Source organism: Mannheimia haemolytica, from assembly GCF_004342115.1.
Classification (GTDB): domain Bacteria; phylum Pseudomonadota; class Gammaproteobacteria; order Enterobacterales; family Pasteurellaceae; genus Mannheimia; species Mannheimia haemolytica.
Genome location: NZ_SMAC01000019.1, coordinates 1 through 23976, shown reverse-complemented (window position 1 = coordinate 23976; position 23976 = coordinate 1). Strand labels below are relative to the sequence as shown.

General features: G+C 38.8%; 23 protein-coding genes and 1 pseudogene. 7 read left to right on the top strand and 17 right to left on the bottom strand.

Translation table 11 applies throughout. The annotated features are described in order from the left end of the window. Window positions 1-94 precede the first annotated feature (94 nt). The 9 genes from EDC41_RS08140 to EDC41_RS08100 form a co-directional block, all read right to left on the bottom strand. Entirely contained in the window at window positions 95-1690 is a 1596-nt protein-coding gene (locus EDC41_RS08140; protein ID WP_006250924.1) for a xylulokinase, read from the bottom strand. Window positions 1691-1702: 12 nt separating this feature from the next. Then, the gene (locus EDC41_RS08135) at window positions 1703-2653 is read right to left on the bottom strand and encodes an ABC transporter permease (protein WP_006250925.1); all 951 of its coding nucleotides are present in this window, start codon (window positions 2651-2653) and stop codon (window positions 1703-1705) included. Between the two features lie 2 nt (window positions 2654-2655). After that, window positions 2656-3615 (bottom strand): ABC transporter permease, encoded by a 960-nt coding sequence (locus tag EDC41_RS08130; protein WP_006249433.1) that lies wholly within the window; start codon window positions 3613-3615, stop codon window positions 2656-2658. After that, a complete protein-coding gene (locus tag EDC41_RS08125) occupies window positions 3599-5089 on the bottom strand; it encodes a sugar ABC transporter ATP-binding protein (protein ID WP_115262410.1) in 1491 nt (496 codons plus the stop codon). Before EDC41_RS08125 ends, EDC41_RS08130 begins: the two co-directional genes overlap by 17 nt. Before the next feature lie 56 nt (window positions 5090-5145). Then, window positions 5146-6120: a substrate-binding domain-containing protein gene (locus tag EDC41_RS08120; RefSeq protein ID WP_006250926.1), complete on the bottom strand. Its 975-nt coding sequence runs from the start codon at window positions 6118-6120 to the stop codon at window positions 5146-5148. A gap of 186 nt (window positions 6121-6306) precedes the next feature. After that, window positions 6307-7167 (bottom strand): arabinose operon transcriptional regulator AraC, encoded by an 861-nt coding sequence (gene araC, locus EDC41_RS08115; RefSeq protein ID WP_006250927.1) that lies wholly within the window; start codon window positions 7165-7167, stop codon window positions 6307-6309. Window positions 7168-7281: 114 nt separating this feature from the next. Beyond that, window positions 7282-8196: a DMT family transporter gene (locus EDC41_RS08110; RefSeq protein ID WP_006250929.1), complete on the bottom strand. Its 915-nt coding sequence runs from the start codon at window positions 8194-8196 to the stop codon at window positions 7282-7284. Between the two features lie 90 nt (window positions 8197-8286). Further along, window positions 8287-8505 carry a cold shock domain-containing protein CspD gene (gene cspD, locus EDC41_RS08105; protein ID WP_006250930.1) on the bottom strand — a complete coding sequence of 73 codons (219 nt, stop codon included), beginning with the start codon at window positions 8503-8505 and terminating at the stop codon, window positions 8287-8289. Between the two features lie 101 nt (window positions 8506-8606). After that, window positions 8607-9179 carry a YceB family lipoprotein gene (locus tag EDC41_RS08100; protein ID WP_006250931.1) on the bottom strand — a complete coding sequence of 191 codons (573 nt, stop codon included), beginning with the start codon at window positions 9177-9179 and terminating at the stop codon, window positions 8607-8609. Window positions 9180-9272: 93 nt separating this feature from the next. On the opposite strand from EDC41_RS08100, the gene EDC41_RS13525 reads away from it, so the two are divergent. The 4 genes and pseudogenes from EDC41_RS13525 (at window position 9273) to EDC41_RS08085 (ending at window position 11410) form a co-directional block, all read left to right on the top strand. Further along, the gene (locus EDC41_RS13525) at window positions 9273-9413 is read left to right on the top strand and encodes a hypothetical protein (protein ID WP_006250932.1); all 141 of its coding nucleotides are present in this window, start codon (window positions 9273-9275) and stop codon (window positions 9411-9413) included. A 58-nt stretch (window positions 9414-9471) separates the two neighbouring features. Further along, a complete protein-coding gene (gene tgt, locus EDC41_RS08095; RefSeq protein WP_006250933.1) occupies window positions 9472-10626 on the top strand; it encodes a tRNA guanosine(34) transglycosylase Tgt in 1155 nt (384 codons plus the stop codon). Between the two features lie 12 nt (window positions 10627-10638). Next, window positions 10639-11150, top strand: a pseudogene (locus tag EDC41_RS08090) (hemerythrin domain-containing protein). Window positions 11151-11197: 47 nt separating this feature from the next. Beyond that, a complete protein-coding gene (locus tag EDC41_RS08085; RefSeq protein WP_006250935.1) occupies window positions 11198-11410 on the top strand; it encodes a sulfurtransferase TusA family protein in 213 nt (70 codons plus the stop codon). Here the strand turns inward: EDC41_RS08085 and EDC41_RS08080 are convergent. Together EDC41_RS08080 and EDC41_RS08070 are read right to left on the bottom strand one after the other, a co-directional pair. Beyond that, entirely contained in the window at window positions 11407-12771 is a 1365-nt protein-coding gene (locus EDC41_RS08080; RefSeq protein WP_006250936.1) for an alpha/beta hydrolase-fold protein, read from the bottom strand. The two genes, EDC41_RS08085 and EDC41_RS08080, sit on opposite strands and share 4 nt — an antisense overlap. Window positions 12772-13017: 246 nt before the next feature. Then, the gene (locus EDC41_RS08070; protein ID WP_006250938.1) at window positions 13018-15093 is read right to left on the bottom strand and encodes a TonB-dependent siderophore receptor; all 2076 of its coding nucleotides are present in this window, start codon (window positions 15091-15093) and stop codon (window positions 13018-13020) included. Window positions 15094-15198: 105 nt separating this feature from the next. Between EDC41_RS08070 and EDC41_RS08065 the strand changes: the two genes are divergently transcribed. Further along, complete coding sequence (locus tag EDC41_RS08065; protein WP_006250939.1) at window positions 15199-16074, top strand: helix-turn-helix transcriptional regulator; 876 nt, start codon at window positions 15199-15201, stop codon at window positions 16072-16074. Between the two features lie 3 nt (window positions 16075-16077). On the opposite strand, the gene EDC41_RS08060 is transcribed toward EDC41_RS08065, so the two are convergent. The 5 genes from EDC41_RS08060 to yjgA all read right to left on the bottom strand — a co-directional run bounded on the left by EDC41_RS08060 (window position 16078) and on the right by yjgA (window position 18780). Further along, entirely contained in the window at window positions 16078-16518 is a 441-nt protein-coding gene (locus EDC41_RS08060) for a PNPOx family protein (protein WP_006250940.1), read from the bottom strand. Between the two features lie 62 nt (window positions 16519-16580). Beyond that, a complete protein-coding gene (locus EDC41_RS08055; protein WP_032844727.1) occupies window positions 16581-17144 on the bottom strand; it encodes a UbiX family flavin prenyltransferase in 564 nt (187 codons plus the stop codon). 2 nt (window positions 17145-17146) lie between these two features. Next, the gene (locus EDC41_RS08050; protein ID WP_006250942.1) at window positions 17147-17860 is read right to left on the bottom strand and encodes a DUF554 domain-containing protein; all 714 of its coding nucleotides are present in this window, start codon (window positions 17858-17860) and stop codon (window positions 17147-17149) included. A gap of 12 nt (window positions 17861-17872) precedes the next feature. After that, window positions 17873-18244, bottom strand: a complete 372-nt coding sequence (locus EDC41_RS08045) for a SirB2 family protein (RefSeq protein ID WP_006249225.1) — start codon at window positions 18242-18244, stop codon at window positions 17873-17875. 5 nt (window positions 18245-18249) lie between these two features. After that, on the bottom strand, window positions 18250-18780 hold the full coding sequence (gene yjgA, locus EDC41_RS08040) for a ribosome biogenesis factor YjgA (protein ID WP_006250943.1): 531 nt from the start codon (window positions 18778-18780) through the stop codon (window positions 18250-18252). Window positions 18781-18878: 98 nt separating this feature from the next. Between yjgA and pmbA the strand changes: the two genes are divergently transcribed. Together pmbA and hpt are read left to right on the top strand one after the other, a co-directional pair. Continuing rightward, on the top strand, window positions 18879-20228 hold the full coding sequence (gene pmbA, locus EDC41_RS08035; RefSeq protein WP_006250944.1) for a metalloprotease PmbA: 1350 nt from the start codon (window positions 18879-18881) through the stop codon (window positions 20226-20228). Window positions 20229-20266: 38 nt separating this feature from the next. Continuing rightward, window positions 20267-20803 carry a hypoxanthine phosphoribosyltransferase gene (hpt, locus tag EDC41_RS08030; protein WP_006249222.1) on the top strand — a complete coding sequence of 179 codons (537 nt, stop codon included), beginning with the start codon at window positions 20267-20269 and terminating at the stop codon, window positions 20801-20803. A gap of 166 nt (window positions 20804-20969) precedes the next feature. Here hpt and EDC41_RS08025 read toward each other — a convergent pair whose 3' ends face one another. Then, the gene (locus EDC41_RS08025; protein WP_006250946.1) at window positions 20970-23357 is read right to left on the bottom strand and encodes an exo-alpha-sialidase; all 2388 of its coding nucleotides are present in this window, start codon (window positions 23355-23357) and stop codon (window positions 20970-20972) included. Window positions 23358-23976 lie beyond the last annotated feature (619 nt).

The window sequence follows — 23976 nt, the reverse complement described above, 5'->3', positions numbered from 1 at the left end:
ACAAATGCGTCTTTATAGTAGGTATTTTTTGTACAAATGTAAATAACAAGCGGTCGTTTTTGGCAAAAATAACCGCTTGTGATACTTAAATTATTTAATCTGTATTTAAAAACAGCGCTTTTTCTACCACAGGAATGCCTTGCTTATAACGTTGCATAAAGCGTTCATAACCTTCACTCATTGTTTTATCCGGTTGAACCAGATTGAGTTTGGTGGTGTTGAAAATGCAATTATCTAAATATTCTTCTAAACGGTAACGGTCTGATACGCTGAGAAAGTCTGCCAGTAATGCAATTCCCCAAGCTCCGCCATTTGAAGCAGTACTTGCGGTAGCCAATGGAATATTCAGTGCGGAAGACAGAATTTTTTGTGCAACACCTTCTGTTTTAAATATACCACCGTGACCGAGAATACGGGAAATTTCCACTTTTTCTTGGTTAATGAGAATGTCCATTCCTAATTTCATTGCACCAAAAGCGGTATAGAGATGGGTTCGCATAAAGTTTGCTAAGTTAAAATGGGCATTCGTTGGGTGCAAGAAAACCGGACAGCCTTCGGATAAACCGACATTATGTTCACCGGAGTGGAAGCCGTAGGATAATAGCCCTCCACAATCTGCATCGCCTTGCAAGGCATGGAGAAATAACATTTCATAAAGTTCTTCGGTGCAGATATTTACGCCAAAAACCGATAAGCATTCGCCGAATAAATTCACCCACGCATTAATATCAGAGGTGCAATTATTAGCGTGAGCCATTGCCACTAATTTACCTGCCGGGGTCGTCACAATATCCAGCTCTGAATAGGCTTTGGATAGGGCTTTTTCTAACACAATCATTGCAAATGCGGAGGTGCCGGCAGAAATATTACCGGTTTTTTCTTTGATACAGTTGGTTGCAATCATACCTGTTCCGGCATCACCCTCAGGTGGACAAAGTGGAATGCCAGCTTGTAAATTATCGGTTGGATCTAACAATTTTGCACCTTTTTCGGTTAATTTGCCCGCTTGTTCACCAGCAACACGAACTTGTGGCAAAATCGCTTCCAATTTCCAAGGCATACGGTAGTCGGCAATGGCTCGATCAAATTGAGCCAGCATTGTTGGATTGTAGGATTTCAACTCAGTATCTATCGGGAACATACCGGAAGCATCGCCAATCCCTAACACTTTGTGATCGGTCAGTTGCCAATGCACATAACCTGAGAGGGTTGTCAGGTAATCAATTTCCGGCAAGTGAGGCTCTTGGTTAAGCAATGCTTGGTGTAAATGAGCAATACTCCAACGTTGCGGAATTGGGTATTGAAAGAGTGCGGTCAATTTTTCCGATGAGGTTAGGGTAATGTTGTTTCGCCAAGTTCTAAAGGCAACCAGCTGATTTCCGTGTTTATCGAAAGGTAAGTAGCCGTGCATCATCGCACTAATTCCCAATGCTTTGGCTGTGCGCATGGTTGTGTGATATTTTTCTTTGACTGTCTTGCTTAAATCCATATAAGCAGCTTGTAGTTTTTCCCATATTTCATTTTGATGATAGGTCCAAATACCGTCAATCAGTCGATTTTCCCAATCCGCCCCACCGGTTGCTAAAATCGTCCCATCTGAGCTAATTAACACCGCTTTAATTCGGGTTGAGCCCAATTCAATACCAATAACAGTATTACCTTGTTCAATGAGTTGTTTTTCATTTTGCATAATCTACCACCATTACTGTGTTAGTCGGAAAAGGCGATTTTTTTGGAGGAAGATAAAGAATAACAATAAGCTTCCCCATAAAATCATTGTAATGTAACTGCTAATGCCGAGCATATTTAAGCCACTTTCAATCACTTGTAATAAAACTAAGGCGAGCATAATCCCTAATAGTTTCCCTTTACCTCCATCAGGGTTAATACCGCCCAATACTGCGGCTAAAATGGAGATCAACAAATAGGAATCACCATAAGAGGCTTTTGCAGAATTGAGTTTAGACATCATCAAAATAGCTGCAAATACACAAAGAATTGAGGAGATAACATAAACCCAAATCAGCACTTTTTTGGTATTAATACCCGAATAATAGGTGGCTTTTTCATTATTGCCGATGAAATAAACCGCTTTACCCATTGCAGTTTTTTCTAAGAAAAACCAAATCAGCCCAGCAAGAAAGAGAAAGATTAGAATGGGTAGCGGAATCCATAAAAAGGTTGAAGCATTAATACTCAACATTGTTTCCGGAAAGTTCGCAATGGTTGAACCGTTAGTGACTAGAATATTAATGCCGTTAATTAAAGTCATTGTGCCTAAGGTTGCCAAAATTGGTGAAACACGAATAATGGCAATTAATGTGCCGTTGAGTAATCCAATGGCTAAGGCACAGCAAAGGCTTAATAAAATAGCAATAAATAACCAAGAAATACCGGTATATTGCGTAATAAAGTAGGCAATAATTAATGAGCAAGCATTCATTCCGGCAATAATGGAAAGATTTATTCCACCTGTTAACATCGGTAATGCCATTGCTAGGGTTAAAATACCTAATACTGGAATTTGTGATGCCATAGATTGAAAGTTACTGACAGACCAAAAAATATCCGGAATGAAAATACTAAAGGCGATAACTGCAACTGCGAAGAGTGCTAAGAGATAGAAAATCGTTGGATCCAGTTTACTTTTCATCGTTATGCTCCTTGTTTTTTCCGCTGACTTAAGGCTGTTGCACTAATACTTAAGATAATGATGATACCGGTAATAATGGTTTGCCAGTAAGACGATACATTCATTAAATTTAGCCCGTTTTGAATAATCGCCAGTAACATTACGCCCATTACTGTACCAAGCAGGGTGCCTCTACCACCTGATAAACTAGCACCACCTAATACAACGGCAGCTAGGACGGTTAATTCATAACCCAGTAGTGAATCCGGTGCGACAGATTGTACGGTATAAGATTGCACTATGCCTGCCAAGCCTGCCATAAAGCCCATATAACCGTATGCAAATAGATGGAGAAATAAGAGATTAAACCCAATACGGGAGGTTGCATCCGGATTACCACCAAGAGCGTAAATTTTTCGACCAATAGTGAGTTTATTGGTAATTAAGCCGGTTAATATCACCGCCAAAATAGCCATTAATGCTTGAAACGATAATCCAAATTCCACTCCCTCAGCAGTTATCTGTTTAAAGAACACGATTTCTTGGGTAAACCATTCGGGATACTCATAAAGCCATACACCTTTGGTAAAATAGAGTAGTCCGCCATAAAAAATATTGAGTGTTGAGATCGTAATAATAATGGAAGGGACACTAAGCCGATTAACAAATAGAGCATTAATAAAACCTAATAATATGCCGATGGTGGAAGAAATAACAAAAACGCCGGCAAATCCTACATCATATTTACCGATCAGAGTGACCATAACATATTGGGAAATAATAGTGATAGCAGGGAAAGAAATATCAATGCCGCCAGACAGCAATACCACAAATAAACCACAAGCTAAAATCATTAACATTGCGTAATTATTTACAACATCATAAAGGTTCTCAATAGTTGCAAAATCACGGGTAAATAGGGTTAATAATAGGATTAAAATCAGTAACGTACTGGAAAGAATATGATTATTGCTGATTTTCATAAATAACCTCCGCAATCGATTTTTCACTGGAATATGCCGGCAAGATTTCATCAACAATGCGACCTTTTTTCATTACAATTACCCGATGGCTGTTGTAGTAGGTCTCTTCCACTTCATCAGTCACAAAAATAACTGCAATGCCTTGCTGAGCCAATGATTTAATAATTTGGAAGATCCCTTCTTTATTGGCGATATCGACCCCAATAGTCGGGGCATCTAAAATAATAATTTTGGGGTCGATTGCCAGCCATTTTGCAATCGAAACTCGCTGTGCGTTCCCTCCGGAAAGGGTATTAACAGGCAAATCTGAATCGGATACTTTAATCTTTAATGAATCAATCAAGGCTTGGCTACTTGCATAAGCCTTCGAGGATTGAATAATCTGTAATTTATCGGTGATTTTGTGAAAAATAGTCGAAATAATATTGTGATGAATCGACTCTGCCATAATCAGCCCGGTGTGCATTCTATCTTCCGATACATAAGCAATCCCTTTGGCAATGGCATCACGGTTAGTGTTAAATATCACTTTTTCACCGTTTAATAAAATATCGCCGGATTGTGGTTGAGTAATGCCGAATAAACTTAGGCAAAGCTCAGTACGCCCTGAACCGAGCAATCCTGTAAGGGCAACAATTTCCCCTTCTCGTAGCGAAAAGTTAATCTCTTGATACTGATGAGGCAGCGTTAAATTGCGGACTTCCAATACGGTTTTTCTTTGCAAAAAATCCGGCAAATCTAACCGCTTGTAATCGATTTCCAGCCCAGTCATTAGGAAACCAAGGCGTTTTTCATTCATTTCATGGATAGGATATTGCCCAACCATATTGCCATCTTTCAGCACTAATACGCTATCGGAAACACTCATTACTTCTTGCAATTTATGACTGACAAAGATGATGCTAATGCCTTTGCTTTTAAGTTTGATGACGACATCTAACAGATCTTTGACCTCTTTTGCAGTAAGTGAGGCGGTCGGCTCGTCCATAATCAATAATCTGGCATTTTGTGCTAACGCTCGACAAATAGCGACTAACTGTTGTTGAGCGATCGGTAAATCTTCTAATATTGCATTCAGATCTAGATTTGCATTAATGCTTTGAATAGCAGTGAGGGCAACCTGATGAATGTGATCTTGACTCACCCAGCCAAATTTTCGGTGCAGGTTAATGGCAATATTTTCTGCCACGGTTAAATTGGGGAAGAGGGCTAAATCTTGATAAATCACTTGAATGCCTTTATCAATCGATTCCTGTGGTGTCAGCTTGGTATATTGGGTTGCACCAATTTGAATTTCAGCCCCTTTATCCGGTTGATAAACGCCGGAAAGAATTTTGATCAAGGTTGATTTTCCACAACCATTTTGACCGGCAAGGCAAAGTGCTTCACCATAATCTAATGAGAGATTGACTTGATTTAATGCTTTTATGCCGTGGAATGTTTTACTGATATGCCGCATCGAAATAAATGCCATAAGTGCCTCCTGAGGGGAAAATATGGGCTGGTTATCAGCCCATATGTCAGCGCAAATTAATATAATTTATCGATATTTTCCTTGGTGACTTTCAGTACATTGTGGAATTGAAGTAGTTTTTTCTCACTATCTACTTTGGCTTTACCAACCGTTGGGATCTCTAATCCGTCCTCAATTTTTTCGCCTTTTAATACTTTGGCAGCGACAGCAGCTAAAGCATAACCTGCATTTGCCGGGTCGTAGGTAATGCCCATCGTAATATCACCACTCTTAATTAAATTGGCTGCTTGGGAAGGAATCATCATTCCGAAGACACTTAATTTATTTTTTAAGCGTTTTTCTTTCACTGCCAACCCTGCACCAATAGGACCTTGTGAGCCAAAAGAAACGACCGCTTTAAGATCGGAATGGGCTTTCACTAAATCAATGGTGGTACGGCGTGCATCATTAATATTTTCGGCAACAGGCATTCTGCTGGTCACTTCAAACATATCTGGATAATGCTCTTTCTGGTATTTCACGAATAAATCAGCCCACAGATTATGTTGAGGCACGGTTAAACCACCAACATAAATCACATAGCCGCCTTTTCCGCCCATAGCTTTTGCTACTTCTTCTACATAGTCTGCCGCAAATTGTGCATTATCGATAATTTCAATATCCCAATCGGCACTAGGTTGTCCTACTGACTCATTGGTCAATACCACAATGCCGTTCTGTTTCGCTTTTTTCAGTACCGGTTCTAAGGCATTTGCATCGTTAGGGACGATGGAAATAGCACTAACTTTTTTCGCAATTAAATCTTCAATTAACTTTACTTGTTGTGGAGCATCGGTATTTGATGGACCAACTTGATAAGCATTGATGTTGTTATCTTTACCTGCTTGCACAACACCCTCTGCCATACGATTAAACCACGGCATACCGTCAATTTTGGAGATATTAACAACATCATTGGCAAATGCCGAACCGTAACAGGCTAAAGCTAAAATACTTGAAAATAATGCGTGCTTGAACGTTGGTTTTTTCATTGTTCTTCCCTCATACATAAGAAGTTATTTCACTGAATATCACTCACAGAGCTTGATATCCCTTCTCTAATAGAAACAGCACTATTAAAGCTGTTTGTATCTTATGCTTTTGAGTGAGAGAAAAACAGGTAACTTTTTGTTATCGATATGGAAAATTCTGCTATGCAAAGTAAAGTGAGATCAAGATCACATTTCACTGTCTTTACGCCGTTCTAAGGTTCTAAATTCAGAGGGTGACAGCCCGGTATGCTTTTTGAAAATTTTGGAAAAGTAGAGAGAATCCTCATAGCCTAAGGATTTCGCAATATTAGAGATAGAGATGTTAGAGAAATAAAGCAATTTTTTGGATTCGGAAATGCGTTGTAATTCCCGCCATTGCACTAAGCTGATCCCCAGCGATTGCTTGAAAAGATGTGAGAGGCGAGATGGCGATAAAAATACTTTTTCTGCCATTGCTTCTAAGCTCTCATTTTTAGCCAAATTCGTTAAGATTAAATCACAAACTGTCAAAATGCGTTGATCAATGACAGGAATAACCTCAATTTTCTCGGCGGAAATACATTTCATAAGTAAGTATTCCAACAAACTTGTTGCAATATCTTCTTTAAAAAATTTACTGGATTTAAGTTCTAATTCAATTTTACTGAAAAGTTGGCTGATTTCCTGAAAGTAACGGTCATCGCTAATGGTGATCCGCCCTATTTTTTCTTCCATATTTGACCAATTCAGCCATTTATTCCACTTTGGATTAGGCAGAAAATAGACCCATTTATAGTGCCAATATTGGCTTTCTGGGTGACGATGGTAGTGCTGAACTGCATTGGGTGTAAATAGGAGTAATTGACCTCGATGGGCTGAAAAGACGTGTTTACCATCAGAAACAGAGCCATGCCCAAAAGTAGTTAATTGCAACATATAACCTTGCATCCCTTGTTGCCTATCGACAATAGAATCAAGATAGTTGCCTTTCTCACATTGAGTAAGACCGGCGATGAATTCAAGGTCAAATGGATAAGTCGGTGAAAGCAAAGAAAGGTTTTTATACATGACTATCAGTATTTACCAAAAAATAATAAAAAATAACCGCTTGTTTATCATTACTAATGAACGCCCAGATTAGTAAACCAAATGTAATTTTACCAATATTAATTAGCAAAGATCCTAATAGTGCTTAGGATATTTTACTAACTTTAAGGCGATACTTGAGCCTAAAATCACAATACAAGCAAAGCCCATTTGAACAATGGAAATACGTTCGTCCAGTAAAATATAAGCAATGATGGCTGTTGAAACCGGCATTAATAGTTCCAATACTTGGTAGGTTATCAGTCCTTGGGTTTGGATAATGTGAAAGGTTAATACCATTCCGATCATAATCGCATAAATACCAGCAGCCATCAGAGAGAATAGTAGCCAGTTTGGTGCAGTAAAAAGCTCATTAAATTTACCTGCTTGTTGGCTAAGTAATAGACTTGAGAGTGAAGTAGTCAAAGATGTTACACAACTTAGTGTAAATACGTTCAGCTCTCGAGCGAATTTTACAACTAGGTTTTGTATGTTACGGATAATAATTGACAGAAATAAGAACATAGAACCAAGAATAAATCCTTCGCCAATCGAGAGTGTTTTCCCGTGCCAAATAAATCCAAGTGAACCGATGATCGTTAAAATTGAGCCGAACCAGAAAGCTTTGCTTTTAATGCGTTCTCTTTCATCTTGAAAGAATATGGCGGCAATAATCACGCCAAATGGCATTGCCAATACCCCAAAAATAGAGGCGGTAACAGCATTTGTAATTTTGACCCCTTTTAGCCAAAAATACATATTTGCGGACATCATTAACCCGACAAATAGAGAAATCGCAATCAATTTTGGAGTTTTAATCAGCTGAGACAGCGATGTGCGGAATCTCCAGAAAATAAAAACCAATAAAGTGAGTCCACCAATTAGGAAGCGTACACCGTTATTATTTAATGGATCAAAATGCAAACTGAGAAACCTAAGCAGTACAATATTTAGACCAATACCGAAGATATAAAGTAGGTTAATTAAGACTAATTGATAAGGGGAAAGCATATTCAAAAAAACAAAAATGGCTCAGCTGTAAAAGCTGAGCTTTAAAATCTAATAAAGTATGGTTATAACAATAATTTTATTAACGATGGGTTATAACGTTTTTTCGCTTATAGGCGTGATATTTGAGGCTGAGGCACCTCGCTCTCCTTGAACTAATTCAAACTGTACTTTTTGGCCGACTTTTAAAGAGCGATAACCTTCTGCTTGAATTTCAGAAAAATGAGCAAAAATATCTCCTTCACATACATCCGATGTAATAAAACCAAATCCTTTTACATTGTTAAACCATTTAACAATACCGATATCCATAGAACTCTCCAAATAATGAATGACGATATTTGGATTGTAAATAAAACGCGTAAAAGCTCAACTATCAAAGTGTAAAAATTAGACGAAGATCACAAAATTATTTAAAAAATAGTAGTTTCTAGCTTGATATTACCATTTTCTATCACAATGGCTTTGCCGAACTTTTTCACCATTGCTTCTTTTGCTTTATTCTCATCTAAAGTATAAACAGGCGTGCTGTTTAAAAAACTATTTAATCCATCAGCCAATACCGGCAAAAACATTTGCAGTTCTGCTTGATATTTAGCCGGTGTAGCAGACCAGCTTAACAATCTGACATCTTTAAGAAATAATGCCCCTTTTTGGGGATCGTAATAAGGCGTGGTATCCATATTTAACTGGATAGACGCATCATATTTCTTGCCTTTCGCTTTTAAAAGCCCATCAACAACACCGGAAATAGCCACTTTTTTCTCTTCGGTTCTACCAATTTGGCTTGTCAGCGAATGCAGATGGTAATCCAATTCAAATAAATGCGGAACGCCCACTTTATCCTGTAAAGGGATTTTTTCAGCTAATTTGGTGGCTAAATAGTCGTTGATTTCTTGCTCGCTAATGCTGAGTAAATTACCGTTAGCAGAGAGCATAGCCATTGAGACAACGCATACAGCAGCGAATTTACGTAAAATTTTCATAATTTACCCTTTAAAATTAGGTTTAATCCATTAAACAGGTTAGAATACATTGGGTCTATCATAGACTCTCTTTTTCGTTTAGGACAGCAAAAAATGAAAAAACTCTTATTATGCGTTGGCATTTTAGTGTTAGCTGCTTGCTCATCAACCGGTGTGGGTGGCAGTATTGGAGCCGGTGGTGGCTCTAACGGCGTTGGAATCGGCTTAGGTGTCGGCACCGACTTTCGATTCTAATTGGTAAATTTTTGGCGGTTTTTGACCGCTTTCACGAACTGTTTATTTGTGGATTAAAATGAAGTACGAATTAAAAACAACAAGTGGTAACGCTCGTCGTGGGCGTTTAACTTTTAACCGCCCGAAAGGCGAATTTCACGTTGAAACACCGGCATTTATGCCTGTTGGCACTTATGGCACGGTAAAAGGTATGACTCCTGAAGAAGTGAAAGCGACAGGGGCACAAATTTTATTAGGTAACACCTTCCATTTATGGTTAAGACCGGGGCAAGAAGTGATGAAAATGCACGGTGATTTGCACGATTTTATGCAATGGCACGGTCCGATTTTAACCGATTCCGGCGGTTTCCAGGTTTTTAGCTTAGGCAAACTGCGTAAAATTAAAGAAGAAGGTGTAACTTTCCAAAACCCGATTAGCGGTGAGAAAATTTTCCTTTCGCCGGAAAAATCAATGGAGATCCAATACGATCTTGGTTCAGACATTGTCATGATTTTTGATGAATGTACCCCTTATCCGGCAACCTTTGATTATGCAAAAAAATCAATGGAAATGTCGCTTCGTTGGGCGAAACGTTCTCGTGATCGCTTTGATGAGCTTGAAAACCCGAATGCGTTATTTGGCATTATTCAAGGTGGTATTTATGAAGAACTTCGCAAAGTCTCGGTGGAAAAATTAGTTGAAATCGGCTTTGACGGCTATGCAGTCGGTGGTTTGGCGGTAGGTGAGCCGAAAGAAGATATGCACCGCATTTTAGAATATGTTTGCCCGCAAATTCCGGCAGATAAACCACGCTATTTAATGGGAGTGGGCAAGCCGGAAGATTTAGTCGAAGGGGTTCGCCGTGGTATTGATATGTTTGACTGCGTAATGCCAACCCGCAATGCCCGTAACGGACATTTATTTGTGACCAACGGCATTGTGAAAATTCGTAATGCGAAATACCGTAACGATATTACACCTTTAGATCCTGAATGTGATTGCTACACTTGCAAAAACTATACTAAGGCCTATTTATATCACTTAGACAAATGTGGCGAAATTCTAGGGGCAAGACTAAACACCATTCATAATTTACGTTACTATCAACGCTTAATGGCAGAAATTCGTCAAGCCATCGAAGAAGATCGTTTTGATGATTTTGTCGTGGAATTTTATGCTCGAATTGGCAAAGAAGTGCCACCTTTACAATCTGAAGTAAACGGTCAGAAATAACAAGGAGTATATATGCAACAACTTGAACCACAAACCTTTGCAAGCTGGGCAGAGCCGATCGATATGCTTTATGCTTGCCACAGCAAAGTAAAAAGTTTCTGCAAACAGCTACAAATTTTGCCGGATTACCTTGAGAAAAACGGGGTAAACCAAGCGGTCAAGAATGATGTGCAGCAGATTTTGAATTACTTCAACATTTCTGCCCCTTTACATCACGAAGATGAAGAAGATGATTTCTTCCCTGAGCTTATTAAGGTGCAACCACAAGCTCAAGCAGAGGTAGACGAACTGGAACGCCAGCACGTTCATTTACATAAAAATTGGGACGATTTGTCGGCACAGCTTGAAGATCTGCTCGCAGGTAAACGTGAAAATGTGGATAGAGACTTAATTGAGCGTTTTGTGGCAGGTTATGATGTGCAATTGCCATTGAAGAACCGCTTTTTGAGCTAGGACGAGAGCATTTAGCAGAAGAAAAGCTCTCAGCAATGGGTAAAATTATGGCGGATCGCCGTAAATTATAATTGCGATGAATAAGACGAACCTTGAGTTCGCCTTTTGTGTATTGAAGATGAATTATTCTTTAGATTTAACCGACTATGCCTGCCCGTTACCTTTGCTTATGGCAAAAAAAGCGATGAACGATCTTAAAAAGGGCGATAGCTTGGAAATTTTACTCAATCAGCAGAGTAGCCTTACCGATTTTGAACTGCTTGCCAAAGAGCAAGGTTGGCTTTGTGAGCTACAAGCGGTTGAAAATCGGGTGATTTTTACCATTGCTTAATTTGAGGTGCATTTATTGCTACCCAGTAATGTTTTTAACCCTTCACTAATAAGCCCTTGCCAAGCTAAATAACCGTGAGAGGTTGATTGTTCGACATAAGTAACCGGATAACCTTTAGCGAGTAAAACATCTTTTAAATGGCGAGAAGTTTCTAAAATAGCCGATTTCCCGCTTTCATAAAAACCTGCACTGATGAAAAAACAGAGTGGTAATTTTTCTTTTTGGATAAATTGTTGAGCAATATAGTGGCTTTGTTCACTAGGTGTGCCTTTGGGTTGCCACCAAAATGAACCGGATAGAATCAATGCTTTACTAAATACATTAGGATAGTTGAGTACGGTGTAAGCAGAGGATAGCCCGCCATAGCTAGAGCCGCCAATAATTCGCTCCTTTGTTTTTATATTGAGCTGTTTTTCAACAAAAGGTACAAGTTCTTTTGCCAATACTTGCGTAAATATGGGATTGGCAGGTAGCTCGACACGTCTTGATTCACTCGATGGATTTTCGATAAACACCGCTACAGTAGGCAGAATCACTTTCTGAGCGATCATATTATCTAAAATGGTTTTAGTTGGCACTCGTTCGGTATATTCAACACCGTCAAATAAATAGAGAACCGCATAGTTTTTTTCTGCACTAAAACCGTCAGGCAGATAGACGAATAATCTGCGTTTATTGCCGAGTGTTGCACTCTCAAAAATCAACTGCTGCAGTTTACCTTTTGCAATATTTGGAGCTTCAGTCAAAAAAGATTGAGTAGGTGCGTTTGGCAATTTAAGTAGCGAAGCGTAGTTGAATTTATCGGTATTATGAATATTTTGTCCGATTTTCTCGAAGTATGCTGTTTTATTGAGTGGATCGGCTTGAGCCGTAGCCAGTAACGCTCTGCGTTGGGTATTCTCATCAACGGGCAATGTCGGCACATCTGGAGCTAATTTGTATTCCACTAAAGTGTCATTGGGCACTATATAACTTTTATACCATATATCCGTTTCACCAAAGCGTTGCATAAAATCGTGTTCAGTACTCACACCGCCCCAAATACGGACATTTTTCGTTGCTCCACGCCATAAAAAAGTTACACGGCTTTGCTGTTCGTCCAATGGTTCAATCAATGGTGTGCCGGCTTGTTTTGCTTTATCCCAAAAATCGTTAATTAAAGCGGTCTGTTTTTCTGGATTTTTTGCAATTTTTTGGCTGAGTTCTTCAAGCTGTGTATTTTCAATTACTTTAGGTGGAGCAATTTGTGCCGAGATTGGAATATGCCGCTCAATCGTTAAGGTAAAATCTTGGTCTGAAACGGTTGCACCATTCGCTAGAATAGAAAAAGTAGCTGTGCCGCTTAGTTCTGATTTAAACATAAAATCTTGTTCACCAAAGACATTTTGAGCCAGCAGGCGAGAGCTTTGGCAGGAAAAATAATCGACAAGGAGAGTGGCTGTTGAGCCTTCTGAATCAATTTGCTTTGCACAAAATCATTCTGTTTAAGCTCAATGGTTATATTGTTAGCATAAAGCACAGATGAAACCAAAAAAGTAAGAATACAAGCGGTCGTTTTTTTCATATTTTTTGCAAAAGTTTAAGCCCTCATTTGAGGGCTGTTGAGATTAAAAATGATAGTTTAACGTTGCACTTAAATTGCGATCTTTTCCATAGAAACAGGAAAAATTATTGGCACAGCTTGCGACATATTTTTTATTCGTCAGGTTTTGTGCGTTGAGCTGTAAGTTTAAGTTAGGCATAAAATCATAAGCTAGCATCATATCGTAAAGTGTGTATGCCGGTACGGTAAAAGTATTTTGGTTATCGCCAAAAGTCGTTCCCATATAGCGTACACCTACACCGGCGGTCAGCTTATCAAAGAATTTATATTTTGCCCAAAGAGATGCTTGATGGCGAGGCACTCCCCACTGCGTTTTTCCAATCGTCGTGCCATCTTTATCTGCAGTAATCTCTTTTTTTAAGTAAGCATAAGAAGGCGCTATTGAAAATTTATCGGATAATTGCTGATTTAAACTCACTTCAATTCCTTTGGTTTGCACTTCACCAATTTGCTCATAAGAGCGGGTTTGCCATTGATAATTGGCTAAATCTTTTTGTGTAATTTTAAATCCTGCTAAGGTCAGTAAGGTGTCTTGGGTAGGTTGGTATTTCATTCCCACTTCCCATTGCCCAGCAGTTGTTGGTTTTAAGAAATTTCCTTGAGCATCTTTTTCAGCCGATGGCACAAAAGAAGTGCTGTAGCTGATATACGGAGCGATACCGTTTTCAAAGTTGTAAACTACGCCTGTACGCCAAGTAAATTTTCCTTCTTGGTTATTCTCTGTTTTACTGTTCAAACGATCTTGGTTGCTGTTTTTTGCTCGATCGTAACGACCGCCTAACAGGAAGTCAAAATTACCGATTTCTATTTGATCTTGTAGATAAACCCCAAGTTGTTTTAAATGCTTCACTTCACTTGAAAATAAGCTAGGCTCAGTAACGGTCACGCCATAAACAGGGTTCTGCCAATCAAAATCAGGGGCAATCCCCATATAGTTATCAAGATCTTCACGCACTCGTTTATAATCAATACCGGCTAACAAGGTATGATTTATATTTGCTGTGCTAAATACCCATTCTAATTGGTTATCTAAGTTGATTTCTTGGGTTTTGACATCCCAACGGCGAGCTCTACGTTCTAAAACCGAACCGACATCGCCCCAATAAACTAGATTTTTGAAATTCTCTTCGCCATTATGGTAACTTGCATTTTGGCGGAACGTTAGGTTTGGCGTAAATTTATGTGAGAAATTGTAACCTACTTGCATTTGTTCGGCTTTTAAACCGTGATAGTTCAGATCGCTGAGGAACATATCATAGGGTAGTTTCTTCCCGTTTACGCTATTAATCGTTCCTTCTTTCGGTAAAAAGTTACGATCACCGGCTTTCGGTTTTTTTGCATAGTAAGCGTAAACATTAAGTTCTGTGTTTGTAGTCGGTTTCCATAAAATGCTTGGAGCAAAAGCACCGCCTTTTTCTTTTACAAATTGGGTATTCCAGTTTGTTCGTTCTAATTGACCGATTAAACGAGCGGATAAGGTATTGGAGAGATTTTCTTCAATATCCAGCCCGATTTGGTATCGTTGATGGTTTCCCACCACAAATTGCAAATGGCGATGTGGGTTACTGCCGGCTTTTTTGGTGATAATATCCATTACGCCACCGGGATTAGCTTGCCCGTATAAAATGGAGTTTGGACCTTTAATCACATTGATACTTTCTAAGAAGAACGGATCGATTTCAAATGCAGTTTGGTAGCGAGAACCGTTTAAATAGGTCGGAATTGTACTGCCATCACTTTTATTGCCAATGCCTCGAATGGAGATTTCGATAAGCGAATTGTTACCACGATAGCCACCCATCATACCGGAGGTATAAGCCACTGAATCGGTAACAGAACGAACAGCTTGGTCATGCATTAAATCATCAGAGACAACATTGATACTAAAAGGTGTACGAGCCAAAGAGGTTAATGTTTTCGTTCCTACAGTCGTATAAACAGGAATATAGCCGGTGGTAGCTGCCAATTTCTCTTTGACCTCAATAGCATTTAGTTCTGCTTGAGAGGTTGTTTCTGCTAATACTTGAGGAGCTACAATCGCTAAAGTGATTAGAGAAAGTGAATATTTTTTTATTTTCATTAGTTTATCCTTAAATAAGAATGATTATTGAATATAATAATATCTTGTTTTTATGCAAAAAACCTTTGTAAAATAAAATTTTTACTATGCGAAAAAAAGTTTTTAATGATGAAAACAATCTTGATTGATGAAGCTAACCAAATGAAAGGTTTTTCACATTTATACCGACTACGTTCAGATCTTATGCTGAAATATACAGAGATTTCAGTTACTGAAACCGTAGAGCAAGAACCTGCGGAATTTGAAGCCGGACTAAGATTGGTTATATTGTTGAGTGGTCGATCGGAAATTGATTTTAATTCGGAAGTATTTGAATTAGATGCAAGTTTAAAACCTCAAGCCGCATTTTTACCGCTAAATAGAGCTGAAATGGGGCGTAAAATTTTTAGGAAAGGGCAACTTCAAAAAGAGCTTGTTATCTTTCTCTACCCTAAATGGCTAATAGAAAGCCAGTTGAATTTGGCAAGCTATCATCACTTTAAACAGCATTTAAAAGCCCACCAAATTATTTTGACTCAGAGTATGTTAAAACTTATTCACGATATTGTGTCAGAGCAGGAAATGCAACCATTTGGGTTACTTGAGAAAGAAGGTAATCTATTAGCTTTATTAGCAAGTGCTTTTTCTCAGCTGACACAGGCTCCCCGGTTAAAAAAAGATCGGGTGCAACAGTTAACAGAATTGCTTGAGAGCGGTAAATTTGACGGCTGGAGTTTGAAGCAGATTGCAATATATTTCCATACCAATGTGACCACATTACAAAATGAATTTCAGCATTACCACAAAACCTCTATTTTTGCGTATTTAAGGCGTTCTAAATTAGAACAAGCCTATAAATTACTATTACAAGGGCAGAGTATTACACAAGCAGCTGAATTTGCCGGATATGCCAATTCGGAGAATTTTTCAACGGCATTTAAGCGAACTTTTGGGATAACACCAAGCCAAATCAAACGGGATAAGGCTAAAGGCATTATTTGAGCTTCAAATTATATTTCTCTCCCAAATCGTCTTTTTCGCAAACATAAGTTTATTACCGGTGTGCTTGATGGTATTGAATGATAATACCCAAACATCGCTAGGCTTAAGCCGTGCAAGCGGGTGTTTTTGGTAATAAATTTGCAAAGCGGCTTTTTCGGCTTGTTTATCTTCTAAACATTCGGCGGTAGCGGAGAATTGGACACCTTCAATTTCGTTGATCTTCTCAATTTGCCCACAAATTGTGCCGACAATATGTGGGTTTTCAAGCATCAAGCCAGCGTGTCTGGTTTTCTTGGCGGTTAAGATAATCAAGCGAGCATTTTCTTGGTCAAAGGCATAAAAGCAATTTGCTGCCCAAAAATCCTGTTCGGTATGAGCTGCAATATTGACAACGTGGTTAGTTTGAATGAAATCTAAAATATGGGTCGGGATTGGATTGTGCATAAAAATACCTGATAGTTTTTATCAGGTATTCTAGCATTTCAAAAAGCAAAAGATAAGCCGAATTATTCTCCCCAATGTGGGGTATTTGGAATGTCAATATCCAACAGGGAAAGGGCGTGGCTCACGCTGTGGGTGACCATTTCATCAAGGTTCTTAGGTTGTTGATAAAATGCCGGAATCGGTGGAAAAATAATTCCGCCCATTTCGGTCACTTTTCGCATATTGTCAATGTGAGCAAGGTTGAGCGGAGCTTCTCTCACCATTAATACCAGTTTACGCCGTTCTTTCAACACCACGTCTGCCGCACGGGTTAGTAAATTGTCGCTAAATCCATTAGCAATAGCGGCAAGCGTTCGCATAGAGCAAGGGGCAACAATCATTCCTGCGGTTTTAAATGAACCGCTGGCAATGCTTGCACCAACATTGTTCAGCGAATGTATTTCATCAGCTAACTCGTGTAGAGCTTCTCGGGTATAATCTGTTTCAAGCGTGCGAGTCAGTTCCGCCCCTTTGGTCATTACAAGGTGGGTTTCAATTTCTGAAAACGGTTTCAGCAGTTCCAACACTTTATAGCCATATTGAAAACCGCTTGCCCCACTAATGCCGACAATAATCCGTTTTTTCATCATTAATGTACCAACCATTCCCAGAAATAAGACATTGGCATCGCAAGGAGCAGTGCCGGTAGCATATTCGCCACTGGGAAGTTTTTAATCCCACAAATGCGAAAACCGGTTGCAAATAACAATAAGCCGCCCGTTGCAGAGAAATCTGCCATCATATTGGCAGTGGTTAAAGGCATTATTTCCGTTGCTAGTAGAATTAAGATACCTTGCACAAGAATTAACGGCACTGCGATCGCTGCAATGGCATAACCTAATGAAGCGGCGAAAATCATTGCAGTGAAGAAGTCTAAAATCGATTTAATGTAAAGAATGCTCGGATCACCCGTCATTCCCTCTTTTATTGCACCAAAAATGCCGGTACCGCTCACACAAAACAGCACAAGCAGAGCAATAAATTTCTCTAAAAACTCTTCTTGGGAAAGACTATGCACCGGTGGGAATAGGCGGTCAATTAAGCCACGAGCTAAATCGGCAACTTTACCGATTCTGTTTTCTAAATAAATCAGTTCACCGATGATCGTGCCTAAAATCAATGCTAAGGCAACCGCAGACATATATTTTACTGAGGCAGTCAGCATCATACCTAAGCAGAAACAGCATAAGCCGAATACCAGCGACAACGTAGTGCGAATACGTTCAGGCAGGTGACTCCCTAAACAAGCACCCAGCACGCCCCCTAAAATAATTGCACCGGCATTCACAAAAGGCCCGATCATAGTTTCCCTTATTTAGTGAAAAGTGGCAGTTAGCATCATTAATAAGAATGAGACTACGGCTAACAGATAAAATTTGAGCGAAAACGGTTGTCCTTTTTTGAACGCTTTTGTCGCAAATACAATATAAAGTACTAAGAAGAGTAACTTTGGTAGCAACCAACTGAATTGTGCTAAGGTGAAAAAATCATAAGCTAAGAAAATAGCGACAGCAGCAATACCGGTGATAAGTAAGAAGGTATCAACTGCGTGTGGGGCAATGCGCAAAATTTTATATTGTCGCCAATCCACCATCTTTGACGATAAAAATCCACGGGTTAATAATAAAATTAAACTAATATAAGCTAAGCCGATATGAGCTTTAAGAATGGTTGATAGGTACTCCATAATAATCACTCCACGATTTCAGTTTTTAAATATTGATAAATTTCACGGTAATTTTTTGCCGGTTTATTGGCTTCACGCTCTTTAATTGCCCCACGAATTAAATTACGCAAATGTTGGCGGTCTAATTGAGGATATTCCGTCAATAAATTATCTAATGATGCATCGCCCATTGCAATCAGTTGATTACGCACTAATTCCAATTTATGTAATAGGGCTTGTTGCTGATTATGGCGATTTTTCACTTTATCTAAGGCTTCTTGGATCGGCTCCTGGTCACGGTTGCGTAATAATTTGCCGATAAATTGAATTTGACGGCGGCGAGCCTCCATTTTAAAGCCTTGAGCTTGGCGAATTGCCTCTTTTAAATCATCGTCTAGTGGAATTTTTTCCAAATTTTGTGGGGTCAATTCGATCAATTCAGCCCCAATTTTTTTTAAGTGTTCAGAATCTCGTTTTATCTCATTTTTGCTGACCCAGATGATTTCTTCTTCCTCATCTGTCCAGTCAATTTCGTTTTTGCTCCGTTTTTTAGCCATTCTTTATCCTTTCATTACATAAACTCTAAAAAATGCCGTATTCTAACAGAAATTTGAGTTAGAATATATTCATCAATGCAATCAATCAATGGAACAAAATGTCAATTACAGATAAACAAACCTTGTTACAACAAGAACAGGAGCTACGACAAGCGGTCGAATTTGCCTTAAATTTTGCAAAACAGGCTGGGGCAGAGGCGGAAGTAGGCGTGACTAAAGTTGCCGGGCTTTCGGTTTCAAGCCGTTTAGAGCAAGTTGAAAACATCGAGTTCAATAACGATGGTTCTCTCGGTATTTCGGTTTATTTAGTCAAACGCAAAGGTAATGCTTCCACCTCCGATCTTCAGCCAGAGTCGATTCAAAAAACGGTTGAAGCAGCCCTTGCGATTGCAAAATATACCTCAGAAGATGCTTGTACCGGGCTTGCTGATAAAGAATTGCTTGCCTTTGAGGCAGAAGATTTGGAACTGTACCACCAAGCGGATATTTCAGTTGATCAAGCAGTCGAATTGGCGATTGAAGCGGAGCATTATGCCTTAAATGCAGACGAAAAAATTGTGAATAGTGACGGGGCAACTTTCAATTCTCACAGTGGCGTGCGTGTTTATGGCAATACGCACGGAATGTTGCAGAGTTACCTGTCGAGCCGATATTCACTCTCTTGTAGCGTGATTTCAGCTTATGAAGATCAGCTTGAGCGTGATTATGAATACACCATTTCCCGTGAGTTTGATAAATTACAAGCACCGAAATGGGTAGGGGAGCAAGCTGCAATTAAAGCGGTAGATAGATTGAATCCGCAACGAATTAAGACCGGCGAAATGCCTGTGATTTTCTATAACGATGTGGCAACCGGTTTAGTGGGGCATTTGGCCGGAGCTATTAGTGGTGGAGCGTTATACCGTAAATCCAGCTTTTTGTTAGATAAACTTGGCGAGCAAATTTTGCCAAGCTGGTTTGCGATTTCAGAACGCCCACATTTATTACGCCAACTTGCTTCATCAGCCTTTGATAGCGAGGGGGTAATTACCCAAGACCGAGAAATTATTACCGATGGCATCTTACAAACTTACCTAATGACCAGCTATTCAGGTAGAAAAATGGGACTGAAAAGCACAGGACACGCCGGCGGTATCCATAACTGGCTGGTAAAGCCAAACCGCACCGGTGGGTTAAACAGCTTACTCAAGGAAATGGGAACGGGCTTGTTAGTGACCGAAATGTTAGGTTCGACAATTAATAGCGTGACTGGCGAATATTCTCGTGGAGCGGCAGGTTTCTGGGTTGAAAATGGCGAAATTCAATACCCGGTTGCAGAAATTACCATTGCAGGACAACTGCAAGATATGTATAAAAATTTAGTGGCGGTAGGCGATGATATTGAACACCGCTCAAATATCCAAACAGGTTCAATCTTATTAGAAAAAATGATGGTTTCAGGCGAGTAAAAACGGCCGCTTGTAATCAATTTTATTTGGAGAAATCAATGGAAAAACATCATATCGAAACGCTACATTCAAAAGAAGAAGTATTAAACCGAATCAATGAATTAGCAAAAGAAATCAATCAACACTATCACCAAAAACAGTGCCAAAACCTTGTAGTGGTTGGTTTATTGCGAGGCTCGTTTATGTTTATGGCAGATTTAGTAAGAAAGCTAGAGTTACCTGTAGAAGTGGATTTTCTAACCGCATCAAGCTATGGCAGCAGCACGGAATCCAGCCGTGATGTCAAAATTCTAAAAGATTTAGATGGCGAAATTCAAGGTAAAGATGTATTGATTGTAGAAGATATTATTGATACTGGCTTCACCTTAAGCAAGGTAGGGGAGATTCTCAAGTTACGTGAGCCAAATTCACTTGCTATTTGTACTTTATTAGATAAACCTTGCCGCCGCGAAGTTGATGTGCCCGTAAAATGGGTGGGATTTGAGATCCCCGATGAATTTGTGGTGGGTTATGGGATTGATTATGCCCAAAAATATCGTCATTTAGATTATATTGCTAAAGTAGTGATTGAATAAAAAAACTCAATCACTACTTAGATTTTCACGACTAATTACATTCTCGATTAAGGTTGAAATATAAAATATTCTTATCGAGAAAGAAAAATTAAAAGACTGAGCTCTATGGAATATAGAACTCAGTCTTGGGCTAGTCTAACTTTTAAATCGTAATCAGTTTACGGTATTACCAGTTATAACTTACATTTAGACCGAAATTACTTTCAGTAGTTTGAGAACCATAACGATGTAATTTGAAATCAGCCCCTAATGCCACACCATTTGCAAAGCGTTTTTTCAACCCTGTCGTGACAGAATACACGTTACTTTTATCCTTTATTTTGTATGTGTTTGTCATATCATTAGATTGAGATAAAGTTATATCACCATTGACAAAGCCTATACTTGGACGAATATAAGCATCAATATCATTTAGCTTATAATGGATATTCAATCCTACATCACTTGCATAGACCGTGCGGCTATTAATCGCAAGATCTTCATCTATTAATGAGCGAGAAGAACGTGAAACGTAAGCACCAACTGATGGGCTAATGCTTAATTTATCATCTAATTGAATACGATAAGCATAATTTAGGTAGCCATCAACACTGTTATTACGTGCTAGCATATCTTTATGTTTTACGCCACGATAGCGTAAGAAGCCAGAAAGTTGGTGATTATCCATTTCATATTTAGCTCTTGCACCAATTTGTACGCTATTACGATTTTTATTACTGTATTCAAAGAATAAGCCACCACGTAAATTCTCACTTAATTTTGTATTCAAGCCTAAGGATAGATTATTGTGTTTTACACCTGTGTCGTAATGGGCAAAGAAATTATCAAAGCTACGATATAAAATATCAGTGTTATATTCATTGAACTTTCTCGCTTTTTGGATGTAGCGAGTGAAGTCTAATTTAGTATTTAAAGCCAAATAGCTTTCATATAAATTAGCATAGGTATCCATAATACCATTATAATTTAAATAAGTGGTATCCGCTGTATTGGTGACTTTATTCACATAGGCTAAGGCTCTTTGATAAATATTCTGTTGAGACGGCAGTGCTTTAGTAATATTTTTTGCCAATTTATCCAGCTCATCACTATTGTTTTTCAGATTATACATTTCTTTGTTAATCACAAAAGATTGTGCAATCGCAGTATCATTAGCACGACGCATTTTTTCGACTAGCGTCTCTTTTTGAGCTTTATTGAGATAAGGCAGTGCATTGATTTTATCCAAAGCAGGAGTAAGTTCATCTGGTAATCCCCATTCGATAGCTTTTGCTTCCATTTCAGCAATATGTTCAGTTAAATTTTTTACTGAAATATCACCATCGTTTTCAAAAGCAACAAATAAATTCCCTTCTTTATAGGCTAAAGAGGAATAACCAGCACCAGCGGCATTACCTGAACCTGGACGAATAATATGCACCTTGTGTTTGTGCGATGGATCTTTTGCATCTAGCATCCAAAGTGTAATATCACCCCTTTTCCACCCATCATTCTTTCCATCTGGTTTAGAGATTAGTAGCACTTTTCGACCATTTGGTAGTGTTACATAGATAGAAGAGCCTTGAGTTGGTTGTGAGCTAGTTGGTAATAATCCATTAGTTGGAGTAAATAATTCCCAGGTCTTACCCATATCAGTAGAAGAGTATGCCCAGCGACTGTTTCCTCGTCCAGTCATCACTAGCTTACCCGGTTCGAGTTCAAACACCATATTTTCTAAAGAACTTTGGTTCGGTGCAACTGGGTTGTCAATTTCTGGCATTTCCCAAGTTTTCCCATTATCCTTAGAATACATAATAGTGGTCGCAATACCATTTTGATGTGCGGTTTGAATTGGGAAAACCAACGTACCATCTTGCATTACAATTCCAGATCCGACCCCGCCTAAAAAGCCTAAGGTAGGTTTTCCATTTTTGGTGACTTTAGAAAATACGTCTAAATTGCTGAATTTACTAAACTCAGTATTTTTCTCCCAATTTAAACCACCATCAGTAGATTTATAAATGGTAGCTGCCCAGCTGCCACTATTAAAGTGAGGAACACGCCCACCATACCATTGTTGATCCGACATAGACCAAGTTCCGTGCATTACATATAAACTATTATCAATAGGATTATGTAATAGCGTTGGATCCATTGAACGGCGTGCTGGGTGATTAGTTCTATCAAAAGACCAAGCGGTTTTCTTCGTCCAAGTATGGCCACCATCGGAAGAAATCGCAATACCAGGATCAATACGATCTTGGTCATACGCACGATTCCAGCGTAAATCAAACATAACAACTAATTTGTTATCTTCGGTAACTTGCATAGCTGGAATACGGCTATAATATAATGGCGCAGTACCTGCAGCTTCACCATTTGGACCAATACCAGCCCAAGGCTCGCCAGCTACTGGAGTGGTAAAGTTATCGACTCCGACACGCTTGGTAATATTTGTGAGATTAAAATTAAGGTCGCTTTTCCAAAAATCAGAGTTAGCGGAAGCAGATAAAATACTTAGGAAAAAGTATGGGGATATGATTAACTGATTGATTTTTCTCATCATTTTCTCCATTAGGGGGATAAAGTGCAAAAACTAATTTTTAGCTGAACAGCTATTATATGGTTCAATCTTATGTATAAAATACCAGATAGCAAGTAATTATAACGGCATTTTATGATTAAGATTTAAGCACAAAAAAATAAAAAAATCTGAGAGATTTGTCACAATTATTGAAAAAAGTGATATTTTTTAAATATCACCGAAGCCCAAGCTTTGTATCAAGGTTTCATCTTAATGTTAGTGATAAAAGTGACTTTTTCTGAACTTTGGTGTAAAAAATATAAGAGCTGTAACAAAAAGGCCGCCAGGCAATAACCTAACGGCATTACAAGCGGTCATATTTGGCGGAAAATTTGCTAGGCTACTTAAAATTTGCGATATGAAATGTTTAGTGCCATTGAGCTAAAACAACAAAAAAGCCTGTAAACGTTGATTTTACAGGCTTTCTAAGGTTTTTTCGTTTAGCTCTGTTGAACTAAATTTAGTCAAATGGTGCCTGGTCGAGACTTGAACTTAATGGCTTCAAGTATTGATAGATAAGGTTTCTTTATAATTTGATTTTTCAGGATATAACTAAAATCCAAAGTGCCTTATTAATTAGGTTATTTTATAAACAGATATTTCGAGCTAT